At 34.4% G+C, this 15,159-nt stretch carries 17 protein-coding genes; 13 read left to right on the top strand and 4 right to left on the bottom strand.

Features of this window, described 5'->3' with window-relative positions; all coding sequences use genetic code 11:
* Nucleotides 1-52 precede the first annotated feature (52 nt).
* Nucleotides 53-2,278, top strand: a complete 2,226-nt coding sequence (locus TYM08_RS13340) for an ATP-binding protein (protein WP_422379642.1) — start codon at nucleotides 53-55, stop codon at nucleotides 2,276-2,278.
* Between the two features lie 37 nt (nucleotides 2,279-2,315).
* Nucleotides 2,316-2,999 carry a substrate-binding periplasmic protein gene (locus tag TYM08_RS13335; RefSeq protein WP_422379641.1) on the top strand — a complete coding sequence of 228 codons (684 nt, stop codon included), beginning with the start codon at nucleotides 2,316-2,318 and terminating at the stop codon, nucleotides 2,997-2,999.
* 331 nt (nucleotides 3,000-3,330) lie between these two features.
* On the opposite strand, the gene TYM08_RS13330 is transcribed toward TYM08_RS13335, so the two are convergent.
* Together TYM08_RS13330 and TYM08_RS13325 are read right to left on the bottom strand one after the other, a co-directional pair.
* Entirely contained in the window at nucleotides 3,331-4,161 is an 831-nt protein-coding gene (locus tag TYM08_RS13330; protein WP_422379640.1) for a CheR family methyltransferase, read from the bottom strand.
* A gap of 19 nt (nucleotides 4,162-4,180) precedes the next feature.
* Nucleotides 4,181-5,128, bottom strand: a complete 948-nt coding sequence (locus tag TYM08_RS13325) for a chemotaxis protein CheV (protein WP_422379639.1) — start codon at nucleotides 5,126-5,128, stop codon at nucleotides 4,181-4,183.
* A 151-nt stretch (nucleotides 5,129-5,279) separates the two neighbouring features.
* Between TYM08_RS13325 and flgA the strand changes: the two genes are divergently transcribed.
* The 4 genes from flgA (at nucleotide 5,280) to glk (ending at nucleotide 7,992) form a co-directional block, all read left to right on the top strand.
* Nucleotides 5,280-6,005, top strand: a complete 726-nt coding sequence (flgA, locus tag TYM08_RS13320; RefSeq protein WP_422379638.1) for a flagellar basal body P-ring formation chaperone FlgA — start codon at nucleotides 5,280-5,282, stop codon at nucleotides 6,003-6,005.
* Between the two features lie 75 nt (nucleotides 6,006-6,080).
* Complete coding sequence (gene flgM, locus TYM08_RS13315) at nucleotides 6,081-6,386, top strand: flagellar biosynthesis anti-sigma factor FlgM (RefSeq protein ID WP_422379637.1); 306 nt, start codon at nucleotides 6,081-6,083, stop codon at nucleotides 6,384-6,386.
* 23 nt (nucleotides 6,387-6,409) lie between these two features.
* On the top strand, nucleotides 6,410-6,931 hold the full coding sequence (gene flgN, locus TYM08_RS13310) for a flagellar export chaperone FlgN (protein ID WP_422379636.1): 522 nt from the start codon (nucleotides 6,410-6,412) through the stop codon (nucleotides 6,929-6,931).
* Nucleotides 6,932-7,002: 71 nt separating this feature from the next.
* Nucleotides 7,003-7,992: a glucokinase gene (glk, locus tag TYM08_RS13305; RefSeq protein WP_422379635.1), complete on the top strand. Its 990-nt coding sequence runs from the start codon at nucleotides 7,003-7,005 to the stop codon at nucleotides 7,990-7,992.
* A gap of 36 nt (nucleotides 7,993-8,028) precedes the next feature.
* Here glk and TYM08_RS13300 read toward each other — a convergent pair whose 3' ends face one another.
* Together TYM08_RS13300 and TYM08_RS13295 are read right to left on the bottom strand one after the other, a co-directional pair.
* On the bottom strand, nucleotides 8,029-8,505 hold the full coding sequence (locus TYM08_RS13300) for a YchJ family protein (RefSeq protein WP_422379634.1): 477 nt from the start codon (nucleotides 8,503-8,505) through the stop codon (nucleotides 8,029-8,031).
* Between the two features lie 37 nt (nucleotides 8,506-8,542).
* Entirely contained in the window at nucleotides 8,543-8,845 is a 303-nt protein-coding gene (locus TYM08_RS13295) for a PilZ domain-containing protein (RefSeq protein ID WP_422379633.1), read from the bottom strand.
* A 193-nt stretch (nucleotides 8,846-9,038) separates the two neighbouring features.
* Here TYM08_RS13295 and TYM08_RS13290 point away from each other — a divergent pair, with 193 nt between their 5' ends.
* The 7 genes from TYM08_RS13290 (at nucleotide 9,039) to aroC (ending at nucleotide 14,819) form a co-directional block, all read left to right on the top strand.
* Nucleotides 9,039-10,214 carry a SpoIIE family protein phosphatase gene (locus TYM08_RS13290; protein ID WP_422379632.1) on the top strand — a complete coding sequence of 392 codons (1,176 nt, stop codon included), beginning with the start codon at nucleotides 9,039-9,041 and terminating at the stop codon, nucleotides 10,212-10,214.
* 5 nt (nucleotides 10,215-10,219) lie between these two features.
* A complete protein-coding gene (locus tag TYM08_RS13285; protein WP_422379631.1) occupies nucleotides 10,220-10,708 on the top strand; it encodes an STAS domain-containing protein in 489 nt (162 codons plus the stop codon).
* Between the two features lie 26 nt (nucleotides 10,709-10,734).
* Nucleotides 10,735-11,757: an NAD(P)H-dependent glycerol-3-phosphate dehydrogenase gene (locus TYM08_RS13280; RefSeq protein WP_422379630.1), complete on the top strand. Its 1,023-nt coding sequence runs from the start codon at nucleotides 10,735-10,737 to the stop codon at nucleotides 11,755-11,757.
* A gap of 31 nt (nucleotides 11,758-11,788) precedes the next feature.
* Entirely contained in the window at nucleotides 11,789-12,283 is a 495-nt protein-coding gene (locus TYM08_RS13275) for a DUF4389 domain-containing protein (protein ID WP_422379629.1), read from the top strand.
* Nucleotides 12,280-12,720: a phosphohistidine phosphatase SixA gene (sixA, locus tag TYM08_RS13270; RefSeq protein ID WP_422379628.1), complete on the top strand. Its 441-nt coding sequence runs from the start codon at nucleotides 12,280-12,282 to the stop codon at nucleotides 12,718-12,720. The genes TYM08_RS13275 and sixA overlap by 4 nt, the downstream gene beginning before the upstream one ends.
* Before the next feature lie 75 nt (nucleotides 12,721-12,795).
* Nucleotides 12,796-13,722: a 50S ribosomal protein L3 N(5)-glutamine methyltransferase gene (gene prmB, locus TYM08_RS13265; protein WP_422379627.1), complete on the top strand. Its 927-nt coding sequence runs from the start codon at nucleotides 12,796-12,798 to the stop codon at nucleotides 13,720-13,722.
* Nucleotides 13,722-14,819 (top strand): chorismate synthase, encoded by a 1,098-nt coding sequence (gene aroC / locus TYM08_RS13260; protein WP_422379626.1) that lies wholly within the window; start codon nucleotides 13,722-13,724, stop codon nucleotides 14,817-14,819. Before prmB ends, aroC begins: the two co-directional genes overlap by 1 nt.
* Nucleotides 14,820-15,159 lie beyond the last annotated feature (340 nt).

The raw sequence follows: 15,159 nt of genomic DNA, 5'->3' as shown, positions 1-15,159 counted from the left end.
GTTGATATTTTTGCTACACTGAGAAATATGATTATATTTTTAAGGTTTATAGTTGATTTCTCAAACTAGAAAATTGTCCTTGCAAAAGCGTTTGGTGCTTTCTATTGTTTCGATAGGGTTGATTCTTGGGTTATTATTTAGTGTGGTAATTGTTTTCATTGAAAATCAATCTATTAAGCAAGAGACTTACAATCGTGTTAATGAGCATGCAAATGCGCAATTAGGCTCAATTGGATCCAGTCTATTTAGTTTTAATTCTGAGGCTGTTGAATTGAATCTTCAGGCTTTGCGAAGACAGATTGAAATTAATCAAGTACGCATCGAATTGACCGATTCTGAGTTTGAACTAATGGAAGGTGAGCAATCTTTTGATATTTTTTATGTCAGCAGTTTTGGTCGTGAGAAATTAGGTGTTTTAATTGTTTCTATTAATCAGGATTATATAAAAGGAAGAATAATCCGGCTAATTATTGCATTAACGTCAGCGATCATTGCATTGATTGCTGCAATTGCAGGGGCGTCATATTGGGTATTTCATAAAATTGTTTTACGACATATTACGGATATAGCATTTCAATTACATAAATTTCATGAATTGGATGGAGAGTTAAATTTAAAACTCAATCGAGAATATGCCGACCAAAATGATGAGTTACAATTGCTTGTCAATAGTTTTAATTCTTTACATACTCTAGTTACAAAACATAAAAATGAACAAATAGAAGCGTTTAAACAATTGGAGTTATATAAAAATAATTTAGAACTAGTTGTAGAGGATCGGACTTCAGAATATAAACAAGCCAAAAAAATTGCCGAACAAGCAAATGTCGCTAAATCTAATTTTATGTCAAATATGAGTCATGAAATTCGGACGCCAGCTAATGGTATATTTGGTATGACACAGTTATTAAATCGAACTAAAGTGACTACTGAACAACAAAATTATATAGATAAAATAAAGCTATCCTCTCAAAGTTTATTAAGAGTGATAAATGAAATACTTGATTATTCAAAAATAGAAGCGGGAAAAGTACAGATTGAAATTGTAGAAGTGGATTTGAATAATATTTTCCAAGAATTAATAAGCGTGTTTTCAAGTGTTTGTCATGAAAAAGGATTGTATTTGTATTTAGAGGCGAATTGGGTAGGGTCGGCAATTATCAAAACAGATCCGACTCGAGTTGGTCAAATATTAAATAATTTTTTAAGTAATGCCATCAAATTTTGCAAAACAGGTGGGGTTAAAGTCGTTGTTACACTTTTTGATTCAAATTTTAAAGTCAGTGTTGAGGATACTGGTATTGGTATTGATCAACAAACGTGTAAGAAATTATTTCAACCGTTTGTTCAAGCTGATATTTCAACAACAAGAGAATACGGTGGAACTGGCTTAGGTTTGACTATTTGTAAAAATTTTGTTGATCTAATGGATGGTAGTATAGAATTTACAAGTATTCCAAATCAAGGGAGTAAGTTTCAAGTTACACTACCAACCAATGTGCTTGAACCAGAAATTCATGGTCCTAATTTGGAAATAAATATAGATAATCCTGTTGTTTATTTAGGCAATGATAAAGTGTTAACTGAACATATTAAATTTTTATGCCTTCAAATAAATGTTCCATTTAAATTTGTTGAAAATCCAAATAATATTCAATTAATGAATAGTTTTGTTGTTTTATATGATTGTGATGCTGCGATTAAAGGAATGAGTGAAAATATTATTTGTAAAAAAATAATCAACAAAAATTCAAAATGGTCAACTTTTAAATTTCCAATGAGTAATAATAATTTTTTAGAGGCATTATTTGATCTTCAAAAAAACGATGAGGATTGTGATTTAAATTTACAAGTAAACGATAATTCAAATGTTCAAGCATCTTCAGAAATAATGGATGAAGTGGTTCAATTTGAAGGTTTTGAATTGCTATTAGTTGAGGATAATTTTTTAAATCATGAAATTGCCAAAACAATGCTTGAACAATCAGGTTTGAATGTTAGTAGTGCATATAACGGGCAAGAGGCGTTAGAACTAATTGCTCAGAAGCGGTTTGATTTGGTTTTAATGGATATTCAGATGCCTGTAATGGATGGATTGCAAGCAATAGAGAAAATTCGTAATGATAACGTAAATGAAGATCTAAGGGTGATTGCTTTTACAGCATTAGTGAATAAAAGTGAAATAGAACTGTTTTACGAAAAAGGGTTTAACGGGCATTTACCTAAACCCTATGATGAACAACAACTTTATGATGTATTGAAAAAATGGTTGAAATGATCGGTTATTAATTTGGGGATCTAAAATGAGAATGTTAATGAAAGTATTAATAGGAAATTTAATAATAGTAAATTATGCAATCGCAGAAATTAAAGTATCAGCTGTTACTGCTACCGCAAGTACAGAAATTTGCAAAGTAGTGATGACGCAAGCCTATGAAGCAATTGGCGAGCAGGTTAAATTTATCGATTTACCTGGTGTGACTTCAATACAATATGCTGATGAAGGTAAAACCGATGCTGAATTATTTCGAATTTCAGGTGTTGATAAAAAGTATAAAAATTTAATTCAAGTCCCTATCGCAATAAATTATATAAATGCCACAGTGCTTAGCACTAATGATGCAATTGAAATTGGAAGCTGGAAGGATCTGGCTCCATATAGGATTGGTATTCGCAGAGGCGTATTGTTTTCAACTAATAATACTGAAGGTATGAATACTTTTGAGGCTGACACCTCTGAGCAATTACTAAAAATGCTTGAGGCTGGAAGATTAGATGTTGTCGTTTTAACAGAGTCAAACGCGCTTTTAAATTTAAAAACATATCCATATAAAAATGTAAAAATAATAGCGTCTGTACAAAAAATACCGTTATTTCACTATATACATGTCAGTAAATCTCATTTACTTAGTTCATTAAGTGAACAATTATATATTATGAAAGAAAGTGGTGAAATTGAAAATGCGCGAATAAATTATCTTAATAAGTTTTTAAAATAAGTTTATAGGGTATTTATGAAAAAATATTGCATGAGTGATTTGAATTAACAATTTTATTTTTGACTGGTTTTAAGGATGTTGGTGATTATTGATGTATTAAATTTAAGAGTGTTTGTTGTATGTGAAAAATATGTTGATGAGTTCTTATTCTATTTTTTTAGGTCGAGTGTAGATAGTTTGCTTTTATTAAAATTAAAAATTCAGTTTTATAAGGTATGGTTTTATAAGGTATGGTTTTATAAAGTAGTTTTTTGGTTTGATTTAGTCATAAGTTGAAATGATAAATAACATGCAGGGTTGTTATGTTAGTGATGTGTTTGATACGATCTAGTTAAATCTTACGGTAAACAATGCCTGGTTTACAATGAATTAATTCAAAATACTCCTTTAAATCTATCATCGATTCACCAGCGCCAATAAATAAATATCCAGATGGTTTTAATTGTTGATGTAGTTTAATGAGTATTTCTTTTTTTAAATCATTTGTAAAATATATTAAGACATTTCTACAAAAAATTATATCAAATTGACCTAGTCTAGATAGGTTGCTTTTTAAATTCACTGTATCAAAAGTAATGTTTTTTAGCATGTTGTCATTAACTTTCCAATAACCTTTTTCGTGTTCAGTAAAATGCATTTCTTTTGCTTGTACTGAGAGGCCTCGCTCGATGGCTAATTCATGATAAATGCCTTTTTTTGCAACATTAAGTGCATCAGATGATAGATCTGATGCGAATGTGGAGTACCCAAGGGAATGTTTTCCAGTTTTAGTTTTGTAATCATCTAACGCCATACTTATAGAAATAGGTTCTTGTCCAGTAGAGCATGCAGCGGACCATATTTTTAAAGAATTTATTTTATTATTTTCAACTAATTCTGGCAAAATAATATTTTTTAATATTTCAAACGGGTGCACATCTCGAAACCACAGCGTTTCATTTGTGGTCATTGCATTGATGACGCTAGACTTTAAATTTGAATTGGAACCTAAATTTATTTTTGTCAATAAATCTTCAAGTTTTTCAATTCCATTTTCAGACATTATGTTTTTAAGGCGACTTTTTACTAAATATTCTTTTTCAGTACCAAGAGTGATTCCGGATTCTTTTTGTAAAAAAATAGTGAAATTTTGGTATGCGCTTGATGAGGTTGAATCTTGCATAAAATTAACTCATGTATTTTTAAGAAGTCTTCGATTCATCAGAAGATTGCGGATTTATCTTAGCAATGACAACCTGAGCTAAGTTTTCAGGTTGAAATTTTGCTAAAAAGTCGTTTGCCCCAACTTTTTGCACCATTGCTTTATTGAAAACACCGCTTAATGATGTGTGAAGTACGATATAAATGTCTTTTAATTTTTCATTTAATCGAATTTCGGTGGTTAATGTGTATCCATCCATTTCTGGCATTTCAATATCTGAAATGATCATTGCGTATTTTTCTTTTGGATCTATGCCTTGTGCTAATAAATCAATTAAATGATCATAAGCCTCTTTTCCGTCATTCATTGCAGTTACTTTGACGCCAATTTGCTCAAGTGTTTTGGTGATTTGTTTTCGGGCAATTTTTGAGTCATCTGCAATTAATACTTCAGATAATTTTGCTTTTTGTGAGACTTCTTCAGTAATTAATTCTTGATTAAATTCTTCTTCAACAGGTGCAACTTCTGAAAGTATCTTTTCAACATCAATGATTTCTATTAATTTTCCGTCGTGTTTAGTTACAGCAGTTAAATAATGCTCGCTGCCAGTCCCTTTAGGTGGGGGTTGAATCATTTCCCAATTCATATTTATGATGCGTTCAACATTATTCACTAAAAAGCCCTGGGTTTTCATATTGTATTCTGTGATGATGACGAATCTATTTTTAATGTCTTGTAGAGGCGGGTTTCCCGTTGCGAGTGAAAGATCCATAATTGGAATGGTTCCGCCACGTATATGAGCTACACCACATACAACCTTATTACTTTTAGGTAGGTGTGATAAAGGGGGGCATTGTAAAACCTCTTTAACTTTAAATACATTGATACCGTAGACTTGAGAATTGCCTAATTTAAACAATAAAAGTTCCAATCGGTTTTGCCCAACCAACTGAGTGCGTTGATTGACGCTCTCTAGGACTCCAGCCATAAAATACTCCACAACAAATAAAAACTTTAGGCACAATGATTGCTCAAATCATAATTAACATTTTAAGCGTCAATCATTAGCAAAGTTTTAAAAAACACATTGATAAACTTAAATTTAAGTTCTTAATTAACAGCATAGCTGGAGATTTTCATTGAACAACTTTAATAAAAAAAATATTTGGTTTGTATCGTTATTTTTCACTTGTTTTGCGTTAAATGCGAAAATAGGGGAATCGATTGATTTGCAAATTCAAGATTACATTGTCAATCAATGGACTCAATTTAAAATGAATGGCAGTTTGCAAAATATTGCTGAGTTAAAAAATGAATTGATTATTCAAGTCAAGCCCGTATGGGAACAAAGTAATGTGAAGGATTGCGATGAAGAATTAATGATTAAGTCAGTGCAACAGCAGTTTATTGGAAACTTAAGTTTAAAAATTCAATGTGAAAGTAAAAACTGGGGGATGTATGTCCCTGTGTACGTAGGTAAACTAGAAAAAGTGATTGCACTTTCTAATAATGTAGAAAGAGGTCAAAAATTAACGAATGGCGTTTTAGAAATTCAAGTACAAGATGTCGGTCAACTGAACCAAGGTTATTATACAGACAAAAAACAGCTCAGTAATATGGAAGCTTCACGTCATTTGTCAGCAGGTCAATTGTTAACGCCACTTATGTTAAATGAAATGGATTTAATTAATAAAGGTGATCATGTCATGATTGTTATTCAAAAAGGGGAGTTAAGAGTTCAAATGCCGGGCATAGCTCTTGCATCTGGAAAAAAAGGCAAGCAAATTTCTGTCAGAAATAGATCGTCCAGTAGGATTATCAAAGCAGTTATAAAAGAAAAAGGCTTAGTTGAAATTGTTATATAAAAATATTAAAGGTTTACAGATGGTTGCCGTTACAACACCTAGTAGTCTAATTAACGTATGTAGGAGTCATTGAACATGGCCATTAATATTAATGGGTTGAATACCAACTCTCATTCTGCCGGTAGAGCAAAATCTGCTGATTCACCCATTGGTGATTCTAAAGCAAGTTTGAATGAATCTACTGATAAAGAAACAAGTAAAGTTTCACTCAGTACAGCCGCTCAAAGTATTAAAAAAATAGAAGATAATATTAGAGCAATGCCAATAGTGGATCAAACCAAAGTAGATAACATTAAAAGTGCAATAAAAAACGGCGATTACGAAATTGATTATGACCGTTTAGCATCTGCTTTTATTCGATTTGAATCCGAAAATCAGTAACTTATTTTATTTAAGGTGGACTAATGGCTTCAAATAATAAAATTCGAGATTGCCTTGCTCGCTTAAATGAGTTGTTAATCTCGCATCAGCAAAATTGTGATGACTTTTCTTCAATGCTCAGTCAGGAGCAAGAGGCGATAATACAAAATAATGGCGATGCATTATTGGCGTTACTTGAAAAAAAGCAGATATTATTAAATTCAATTGAAAGTAACCAGTTAAAAATTGATCACATTATGGGTGAGCAGTTAGGTGTTGATAAAAAACAACATGCTTTTTTGAGATTTTTGAAACAAGCTGGCAAAGATGACGCTTTATTATTAGAAATTACAGATATAACCAGTAAATTATGGACAAAATTTATTGAACAAACCCAAGTTATTGAACAAAAAAACCTTGTAAATGGTCACTTGTTGAATAAACAAAATGCAAAGAATCAACTATTAATCGCGCTTTTACGGGGGCAAAAACCTCAATCATCCTTATATAGCGAAAATGGAAAATCTTCAAAAAGTTCATATAGCTCTCATCTTGGTAAGGCTTGAGGCTCTAATTACTTGGCGCATTAGCCTAGTACTGGTATCATTTCGCTTTTTTTAATAGTTGCGAGATTAGTATGACTTACGGACTCATTGCCGATATCGGTGGAACCAATGCACGTTTTGCCCTAGCCCCAATCAAATCAACAGCACATGCTTTGCGATTAGATGAATCTGAAATCATTGAAGTTAAATTACTAGATTGCAAGCAATATGAAAATATTTCAGACGCAATTGAATTCTATTTTTCACAATTACCAGAGCAGTATGAGCGTCCAGTGCATGGTTGTTTAGCCATTGCTTGTCCAACAGAAAATGATTGGATCCAAATGACTAATCACACATGGGCATTTAGCGTGAAAGAATTAAAGAAAATGTTCAATTTTAAAACATTAAGCTTTATCAATGACTATCATGCTCTTGCAAATTCAATTTTATTTTTAGATGACAAAAAACTGCATAAAGTCGGTGGTGATGAGTCTCAGCATGGGAAGCCAATGGTGGTGACGGGTCCTGGTACAGGCCTTGGGTTAGGGGCATTAGTATTTGATAATATCCACCCAATTACAGTTTGTACGGAAGGTGGGCACTCTAGTTTTGCGCCCGACAGTAAACTAGAACTTGAAATTCTATCGTTTTTGATGGATAAGTTTGGGCGTGTTTCTAATGAGCGTTTAATTTCAGGACAAGGCTTAGAAAATGTTTACGAAGCGTTAACCTTTATCCGCAATGGCGTGGCGACGCGTTTAAGTGCACCAGAGATATCAAAAGCTGCATTGGATAAAGCTGATCCAATATGTGAAGAAGCATTAGAGGTCTTTTGTTCTGTATTAGGCACATTTGCCGGAGATGCCGCTTTAATGTATGGCGCAAAAGGTGGAATTTTTATAGCTGGTGGGATTATTCCTCGTTTCTTAGAATATTTTGAGAAGAGTCAGTTTAGAGCTAAATTTGAAAATAAAGCTCGTTTTGCAGCATATAATGCTGAAATTCCAGTATTTGTGATTTTAGACAAACAACCTGGTTTATTAGGCAGTGCTGCTGTATTAAATTACCAAGCTCATTAAAATTAAAAAGCCCAGATTATTCTGGGCTTTTTGCTATTATATGTGACAACATTTTTTAAACTTTTTACCTGATCCACAAGGGCAGGGTTCGTTTCTTCCGATGTCATAACTATGCATATGTGCATCACCATCTAAATACATCCATTTGTCACCTTCTTTAATAAATTCAGAAGTTTCATGAATGGCTTCAACTTTATTGCCAATAAAATAATAAGCCTTAAATTCGATTTGATTCTCGTTAGAATTAAGTACTTCTAACTTTAACCATCTTGCTTGGTCTGCCCACTCTTGCATAGCTTGTTTGTCAGACTCGTTGCGAGTTTGCTCAGAGGTCGTTGCCAGTAAATAGTTAATATTTGCTGTGACATAAGCACTATAGCGTGACCGCATTAATTGCTCGGTGGTTTCGGTAAAAAGGCTTTGATTAAGAAATGGCTCACAACAATCTTTAAATAAACGTTGCGAACAACATGGGCACGGTTGATCTGGTAAGGGTGTAATTGAATTGGTCATAAATCAAAAGTCAGTCAAAAATCGAAGTTTACCACGCTTATGCCATATCAGTAATCATTGTCCCAAGTAAATAATGCTCATTGTCGATTTGATTGCACCTTATAACTTCAGCTGTTGCAGTCAGAGGTGCAAATAAGTTATGCACAGCAGGAATGTGTACTGTAATTTTATCACCCACCGAAGTTGGGATAGTCGAGTTAAGTAGCATCCCTTTTGCAGTTAAATCAATGCATTTAGCCAATACTTTGTCTGGTTGATGGTCGGATTCAATGTAAGCATCAATGTTTAACTTCATGCGAAAAAAATTACGCTTTTCTGAGTAATATGTTTCAGAGTCCATATTTACACCTTTTTTGTAAAGTAATATTAAAGAGTATAAGACGTAATTTACAAAAAAGTGGGGATTTTTTACGAAAAATTATGGTAATAATTTTATTTTTTCCAAAAAAACAGATTGGATTTGCAAAAGCAGGTTGCGATTCTTTCTATGAAGGAGTAACTTTGTTTTTTTGTTGGCAAGAGCATTCGTTTGAATGGATCAAATTGAAGCAACTTTATTAGTTATAGATGATGAAGAACCAGTAAGAAGTACAATTGTAGCTTACCTAGAAGATAGTGGTTATAACGTAATTGAAGCAAGCAATGGTGAAGAAGGTTTAAAGAAGTTTTTTGAACATCAGCCAGACCTTATATTGTGTGATTTACGTATGCCTCGAATGGATGGTTTGGTTGTTTTAGAGCGTGTGATTGCTCATACAACAGACGTTCCATTTATTGTGGTTTCAGGTGCTGGTGTGATGAATGATGTTGTCGATGCATTAAAATTAGGTGCTTCAGATTACTTGTTTAAACCAGTAAATGATTTAGCGGTATTAGAGCACTCAGTTAAGCGAAATCTTGAGCGATCTTATCTTGTTAAGCAAAATAAAAAATACCGCGAAGACCTTGAAACTACTAATCGCGAGTTAACGACCCACTTAGATCGATTGCAAATGGATATGCAAGCAGGACGAGTAGTGCAACAGCAATTGCTCCCTCCAAAAAAATTAAATATTTCCCCTTTGGTATTTGAACATTTTATGGTCCCATCTATGTTCTTAAGTGGTGACTTTGTTGATTATTTTCCTATAAGTGATGATAAATTCTTTTTCTATATTGTTGATGTTTCTGGTCATGGTGCATCAAGCGCAATGATTACGATATTAATTAAAAGTATAATTAATCGATTTATAGAAAAACAACTACAACAAGGGCAGTGTGAAATTGATTTGCCCGGACTTATACAAACCATAAATGTAGAACTGTTAAAAAGTAATACAGGAAAACATGCCACAGTGTTTGTTTCTACACTCGATGCTAAAGAAAATAGACTAAACTATATTAATGCAGCTCACTTTCCACAGCCAATTTTATTTAACTATGGTGAAGTGAGTATGATTCCTACCCAAGGGTTAGCTGTGGGTTTATTTGAAGATTCCAAATATGAGCAAAAAAGCGTTGAACTTTCTGATGATTTTGAATTAACTTTGTTTTCAGATGGTTTGCTAGAGGTGCTGACTGAAAAATCTTTAAGTGAAAAAGAAGAATATTTGCTTGAGAAAATTGGTAAAGAGCATAATACTATCTCTGAACTAGCTCAAACGTTAAAGTTAGAGCAAGTTGAAGATGCCCCAGATGACATTACTTTGTTGCAAGTTAAAAAAGGTTAGTATTGATGGATACTGGAAGAATCATGATGGCAGAGAAAAACGGCTCACATGTCATTAAGTTTATTGGTGATGTTCGCATGACTTTGTGCACTACAATCGAAGCTTGTTTGAAAACCATGTTCGATAAAACCGAGTTCCACTCTGTAGTGGTGGATTTAAGTGAAACCGATGGGATAGACAGTACATCATTAGGTTTACTTGCAAAGATCTCCCGTGAAGCTCAATCGCGTACACATCAAATCCCTGTGATGGTATCAAGTAAAGAAGATATTACTCGTATTGTACAAAGTATGGGATTTGAGCATTGTGTCTATGAAATTACTGATGGCGTGAATCATGTCAAAATCAATCTTGAAGAAGTTGATATACGTCCATTAAATGAGCAAGATGCCCATGACAAAGTACTTGAGGCGCATAAGCTTTTAATGGAGCTTAATCAAAAAAATTACGATACATTCAAAGACCTTGTCCAAACAATTGAAAGTGGACATTGATTACATAATATTAATTTGAGAACTGTGTGAATAATAAAAAAATAATTGCGGTATTAGGAGCGGGGAGCTTTGGTACTGCAATCGCCAATTTGGCAGCCTTAAACGGTCATGAAGTACGTTTATGGATGCGTTCAGAAAGACAAGCTAAAGAAATCCAATCGACCAATATCAATTCTAGATACCTTCCAAAATGCCCATTAAGTGAAAACATTCAAGCGCATCTTGATTTAAATCAAGCTGTACAAGATTGTGATCATTTATTTGTTGCGGTGCCGAGTAAATCAGTTCGTCAAGTAGTTGAAGTGGTTTCTCCTTTATTGCCAAGTAAAACCAAACTATTAAGTTTAACTAAAGGGATTGAGCCTGAAAGTTTTTTCTTAATGAGTCAGGTTTTACAACAAGTTGCGCCTAATCACTCCGTTGCTGTTATTAGTGGTCCAAACTTAGCTAAAGAAATTGCTAAAGGCACCATTTCAGCTTCGGTAGTGGCGGGCAAAGATTTGGCGCAATTAGAAGAGATAAAACAAATTATTAGTTCGGATGAGTTTAAAATTTACACCAATCCAGATATTTTAGGTGTGGAATTTGGTGGGGCACTTAAAAATATTTACGCTATTATTAGCGGAATGATCGCAGCACTTGGTTTTGGTGAAAATTCAAGAGCTATGGTCGTGACTCGTGCATTAGCAGAAATGACACGTTTTGCTGTTAAGTTAGGCGCAAATCCAATGACTTTAATGGGGCTTGCTGGTATTGGGGATTTGGTTGTTACCTGTGGATCTGCTCAATCACGAAATTATCAAGTTGGATTCTCAATTGGTCAAGGTCATACAGTCGCTCAAGCTGTTTCTTTAACAGGGGAAACCGCTGAAGGAATCAATACATTAAAGGTGATTCAAGAAGAAGCGAAACATTTAAATGTACCTATGCCTTTAGTTCAAGGGTTGTATGATGTGATTTTTGAAGGGCGAGATGCTGAAGATGTAATGAGCAATTTAATGGCAACGGATCGTCCAGAAGATGTTGAATTTATGGTCGAATCATTATAAATATTTAATAAATAATCGGTGAGGTAATAACATGAATAAAAAATATGGGTTAGATGAGAATATTATTCGTTTTTTTGTGATGATTTTGTATGCATTTGTATTGAATATTAGTATCTCAGTAATCATGATCATTGGGTTTGTTCAATGGTTAATGCGTATTATTAGAGATGATGAAATCGTCCGTTTAACGCAATTTAGTGCTAACTTAAATGAATATAACTATCAAATTGGTCAGTTCTTGACTTTAAATGAAGAGCAAAAACCCTTTCCGTTTTCAGATTGGCCTGACTCGCAAGATTTGGTAAAAAGTGATGACACAGAATTCACATCAGAAAAAAGCAATACACAATCCGCATTAAAAGAGAAAAAATTAAGCCCTGAAGATATCGAGCTTAAGAATAAAGCTAATCAAAAAAGCCAATTAAATAAGCACGAAGATAATGATTTAACTAAAGAAGGCTTAATCATCGATCAAAACCTAACAGATGATGAGCAGTTAGACTCCATGAAAGAGGCTGATGCTTGATAGATTTATATTTGATGCGCCATGGACAGGCGAGTTTTGAAACCGAAACGGATTTTGAACGACCGTTAGATCGAATTGGAATTGAGCAAGTTAATTCAGCGAGCCAAATCTTTAGTTATCAACCACAAAAAATAATAGTAAGTCCTTATTTACGTGCGCAACAAACGTTACAAATCTTCAATGAGAAACGAAATATAGTTGTAGAACAATCTAAGTTAGTGACGCCAGAGGCAGATATTAAATCATTAATTGATTTTTTAACGATGCGCGAAGAGAGTTCTTTAATGATTATTGGGCATAATCCATTGCTTAGTTATTTGGCAAATATGTTAACAGGGCAGGATCAATTCGCTTTAGGTACGGCTTCAATTGTGCATTTACAAGGTGAGATAATTGCCTCTGGATGTATGACATTAAAAAAAGAATACAATCAATAAAAGCTAAAGCACATTCTGAGATTTCTAATTTGACACATTTTCGCTACAATAGCGCCTTTTTTAAACGTTAAACTCATGTCTGAATTATCTGTTAGTCAAAATCAAGCTATTGAGAGCTTTTCAAAGATCCAAGATTGGGTGAGATTTAGTGTCTCGCAAATGATCAAATTTAACGTGTTTTTTGGTCATGGCACCAACAATGTTTATGATGAATCCAATTACTTAATTGCCAGTGTTTTACATTTACCCCTTGATGGCGACCTTTCAATATTTGCATCTACAACAATCGCTTTGTCAGAGCGGGAGATGTTATACAAAGCATTACAAAAGCGTTGTATTGAACGCTTACCGATTCCGTATATTTCTGGTAAATGTATGTATGCGTCAATGGAATTTAATGTAAATAAATTTACTTTGATTCCGCGTTCACCAATTTTTGAAATTCTTGAACAGCAGGTCCAGCCTTGGTTGCGCCAATATCCAAATAATATTTTAGATTTATGTTGTGGAAGTGGGTGTTTAGGCATTTTGGCGGCGATGCATTTTGATGATGCGTCAGTTGATTTAGCGGATTTAAGTGAAGATGCGCTGTTAATTGCCAAGCAAAATATTACCAAACACGATTTAGCCCATCGCGTGCAAACTTTACAGGGGGATTTATTTAGCGCAGTAGGCGATGCTCAATATGATCTGATTGTATCGAATCCACCGTATGTAGATTTAGAAGATCTATCAGACATGCCAGCAGAGTTTTTGCATGAGCCTAAAATGGCTCTTGGTAGTGGTGATGATGGGTTAACCCATGTAAAACAAATTTTAGCCAATGCCCATAAACATCTAACTGATGATGGCTGGTTACTTTGCGAAGTAGGCAATACCGCAGCAGCATTAGATGAATTGTATGCACCGTTTGCTTTTACTTGGCTTGAATTTGAACACGGTGGCATGGGTATTTTTATAATAAGTAAACAAGAATTAATAACTTTAAATGAGAGTGAATGATGTCAGGAAATAGCTACGGTAAATTATTTACAGTGACCACCTTTGGTGAGTCTCATGGATTGGCGTTAGGCGCTATTGTTGACGGTTGCCCTCCTGGGTTAGAAATTAGCGAAGAAGATCTACAAATTGATTTAGATCGACGCAAGCCAGGTACTTCTAAATTTACAACCCAACGTCGCGAAGCAGATCAAGTAAAAATATTCTCCGGAGTGTTTGAGGGAAAAACTACGGGCACGCCAATTGGCATGATGATCGAAAACACCGATCAACGCTCTAAAGACTACGGCAACATCAAAGAAACGTTTCGTCCAGCTCACGCAGATTATGTTTACGATCATAAATATGGTTTTCGTGATTACCGCGGCGGTGGACGTTCATCGGCACGTGAAACCGCCATGCGTGTAGCGGCAGGTTCCATTGCTAAAAAATACTTAAAACAAAAATTAGGTATTGAGGTTAAAGGGTATTTAAGTCAATTAGGCCCAATTAAAATTGAAAAAGTTGATTGGAGCGTAATTAACGATAATCCTTTTTTCTGTCCAGATGTAGACAAAGTAGACGAAATGGCTACATACATGGCTGCTTTAAACAAAGAGGGTAATTCCATTGGGGCTAAAATCACCGTTGTTGCAACGGGTATGATTCCTGGTTTAGGAGAACCTATTTTTGATAGATTAGATGCCGATTTAGCACATGCTTTGATGAGTATTAATGCCGTTAAAGGCATTGAAATTGGTGCTGGATTTGATTGTGTAGCACAAAAAGGAACAGAGCATCGAGACGAAATGACACCTGAAGGCTTTTTGTCTAACAATGCTGGTGGTGTGTTAGGTGGTATCAGCTCAGGACAAGATTTAGTGGCACACATCGCGTTAAAGCCAACATCATCAATGCGCTTACCGGGTAAATCAATCAACCAAAAAGGTGAAGCGATTGAAGTGGTTACTCATGGTCGTCATGACCCGTGTGTGGGTATTCGTGCTACACCCATTGCCGAAGCGATGATGGCATTGTGTTTAATGGATCATTATTTACGTCACCGCGCACAAAATGCTGATGTGACTTGTGAAACGCCAGTTATTAAAGGCCAAGCGTAAATCAAATGCACGTAAGGGTGAATTCCATATCCGCCCGAACTTCAACGATTTTTTCTGTAGAGAGCGGATTCATTCGCGTGAATCCTGCTGATTTATTGGCAAAAACATTTCAACAATTTTCGGAATAAATCCCGAACCTATTGATCAAAAAGTAGGGAGCGGATTCATTCGCGTGAATCCTGCTGGTTTATTGGTAAAAACGATTCAACAATTTTCGGAATAAATCCCGAATCTACAGATCAAAACGTAGGGCGCGAATTCTATATTTGCCCGAACGGTTTTCAATCGCAATATCATTTTTACAAAATCCTCATTATCTGTATAATCCTGCACCTTGTTA

This window comes from Marinicellulosiphila megalodicopiae (assembly GCF_045862395.1).
GTDB lineage: Bacteria > Pseudomonadota > Gammaproteobacteria > Pseudomonadales > Natronospirillaceae > Marinicellulosiphila > Marinicellulosiphila megalodicopiae.
The sequence above is the reverse complement of the archived record's forward strand: the minus strand, read 5'-3'. Positions and strand labels throughout refer to the sequence as shown.

Bases quoted from the DNA above. Each gene is read 5' to 3' on its own strand.
- TYM08_RS13335 (WP_422379641.1), top strand. From the start codon at position 2,316: ATGAAAGTATTAATAGGAAATTTAATAATAGTAAATTATGCAATCGCA.
- TYM08_RS13330 (WP_422379640.1), bottom strand. From the start codon at position 4,161: ATGCAAGATTCAACCTCATCAAGCGCATACCAAAATTTCACTATTTTT.
- TYM08_RS13325 (WP_422379639.1), bottom strand. From the start codon at position 5,128: ATGGCTGGAGTCCTAGAGAGCGTCAATCAACGCACTCAGTTGGTTGGG.
- flgM (WP_422379637.1), top strand. From the start codon at position 6,081: ATGGCCATTAATATTAATGGGTTGAATACCAACTCTCATTCTGCCGGT.
- flgN (WP_422379636.1), top strand. From the start codon at position 6,410: ATGGCTTCAAATAATAAAATTCGAGATTGCCTTGCTCGCTTAAATGAG.
- glk (WP_422379635.1), top strand. From the start codon at position 7,003: ATGACTTACGGACTCATTGCCGATATCGGTGGAACCAATGCACGTTTT.
- TYM08_RS13300 (WP_422379634.1), bottom strand. From the start codon at position 8,505: ATGACCAATTCAATTACACCCTTACCAGATCAACCGTGCCCATGTTGT.
- TYM08_RS13295 (WP_422379633.1), bottom strand. From the start codon at position 8,845: ATGGACTCTGAAACATATTACTCAGAAAAGCGTAATTTTTTTCGCATG.
- TYM08_RS13290 (WP_422379632.1), top strand. From the start codon at position 9,039: ATGGATCAAATTGAAGCAACTTTATTAGTTATAGATGATGAAGAACCA.
- TYM08_RS13285 (WP_422379631.1), top strand. From the start codon at position 10,220: ATGGATACTGGAAGAATCATGATGGCAGAGAAAAACGGCTCACATGTC.
- TYM08_RS13275 (WP_422379629.1), top strand. From the start codon at position 11,789: ATGAATAAAAAATATGGGTTAGATGAGAATATTATTCGTTTTTTTGTG.
- prmB (WP_422379627.1), top strand. From the start codon at position 12,796: ATGTCTGAATTATCTGTTAGTCAAAATCAAGCTATTGAGAGCTTTTCA.
- aroC (WP_422379626.1), top strand. From the start codon at position 13,722: ATGTCAGGAAATAGCTACGGTAAATTATTTACAGTGACCACCTTTGGT.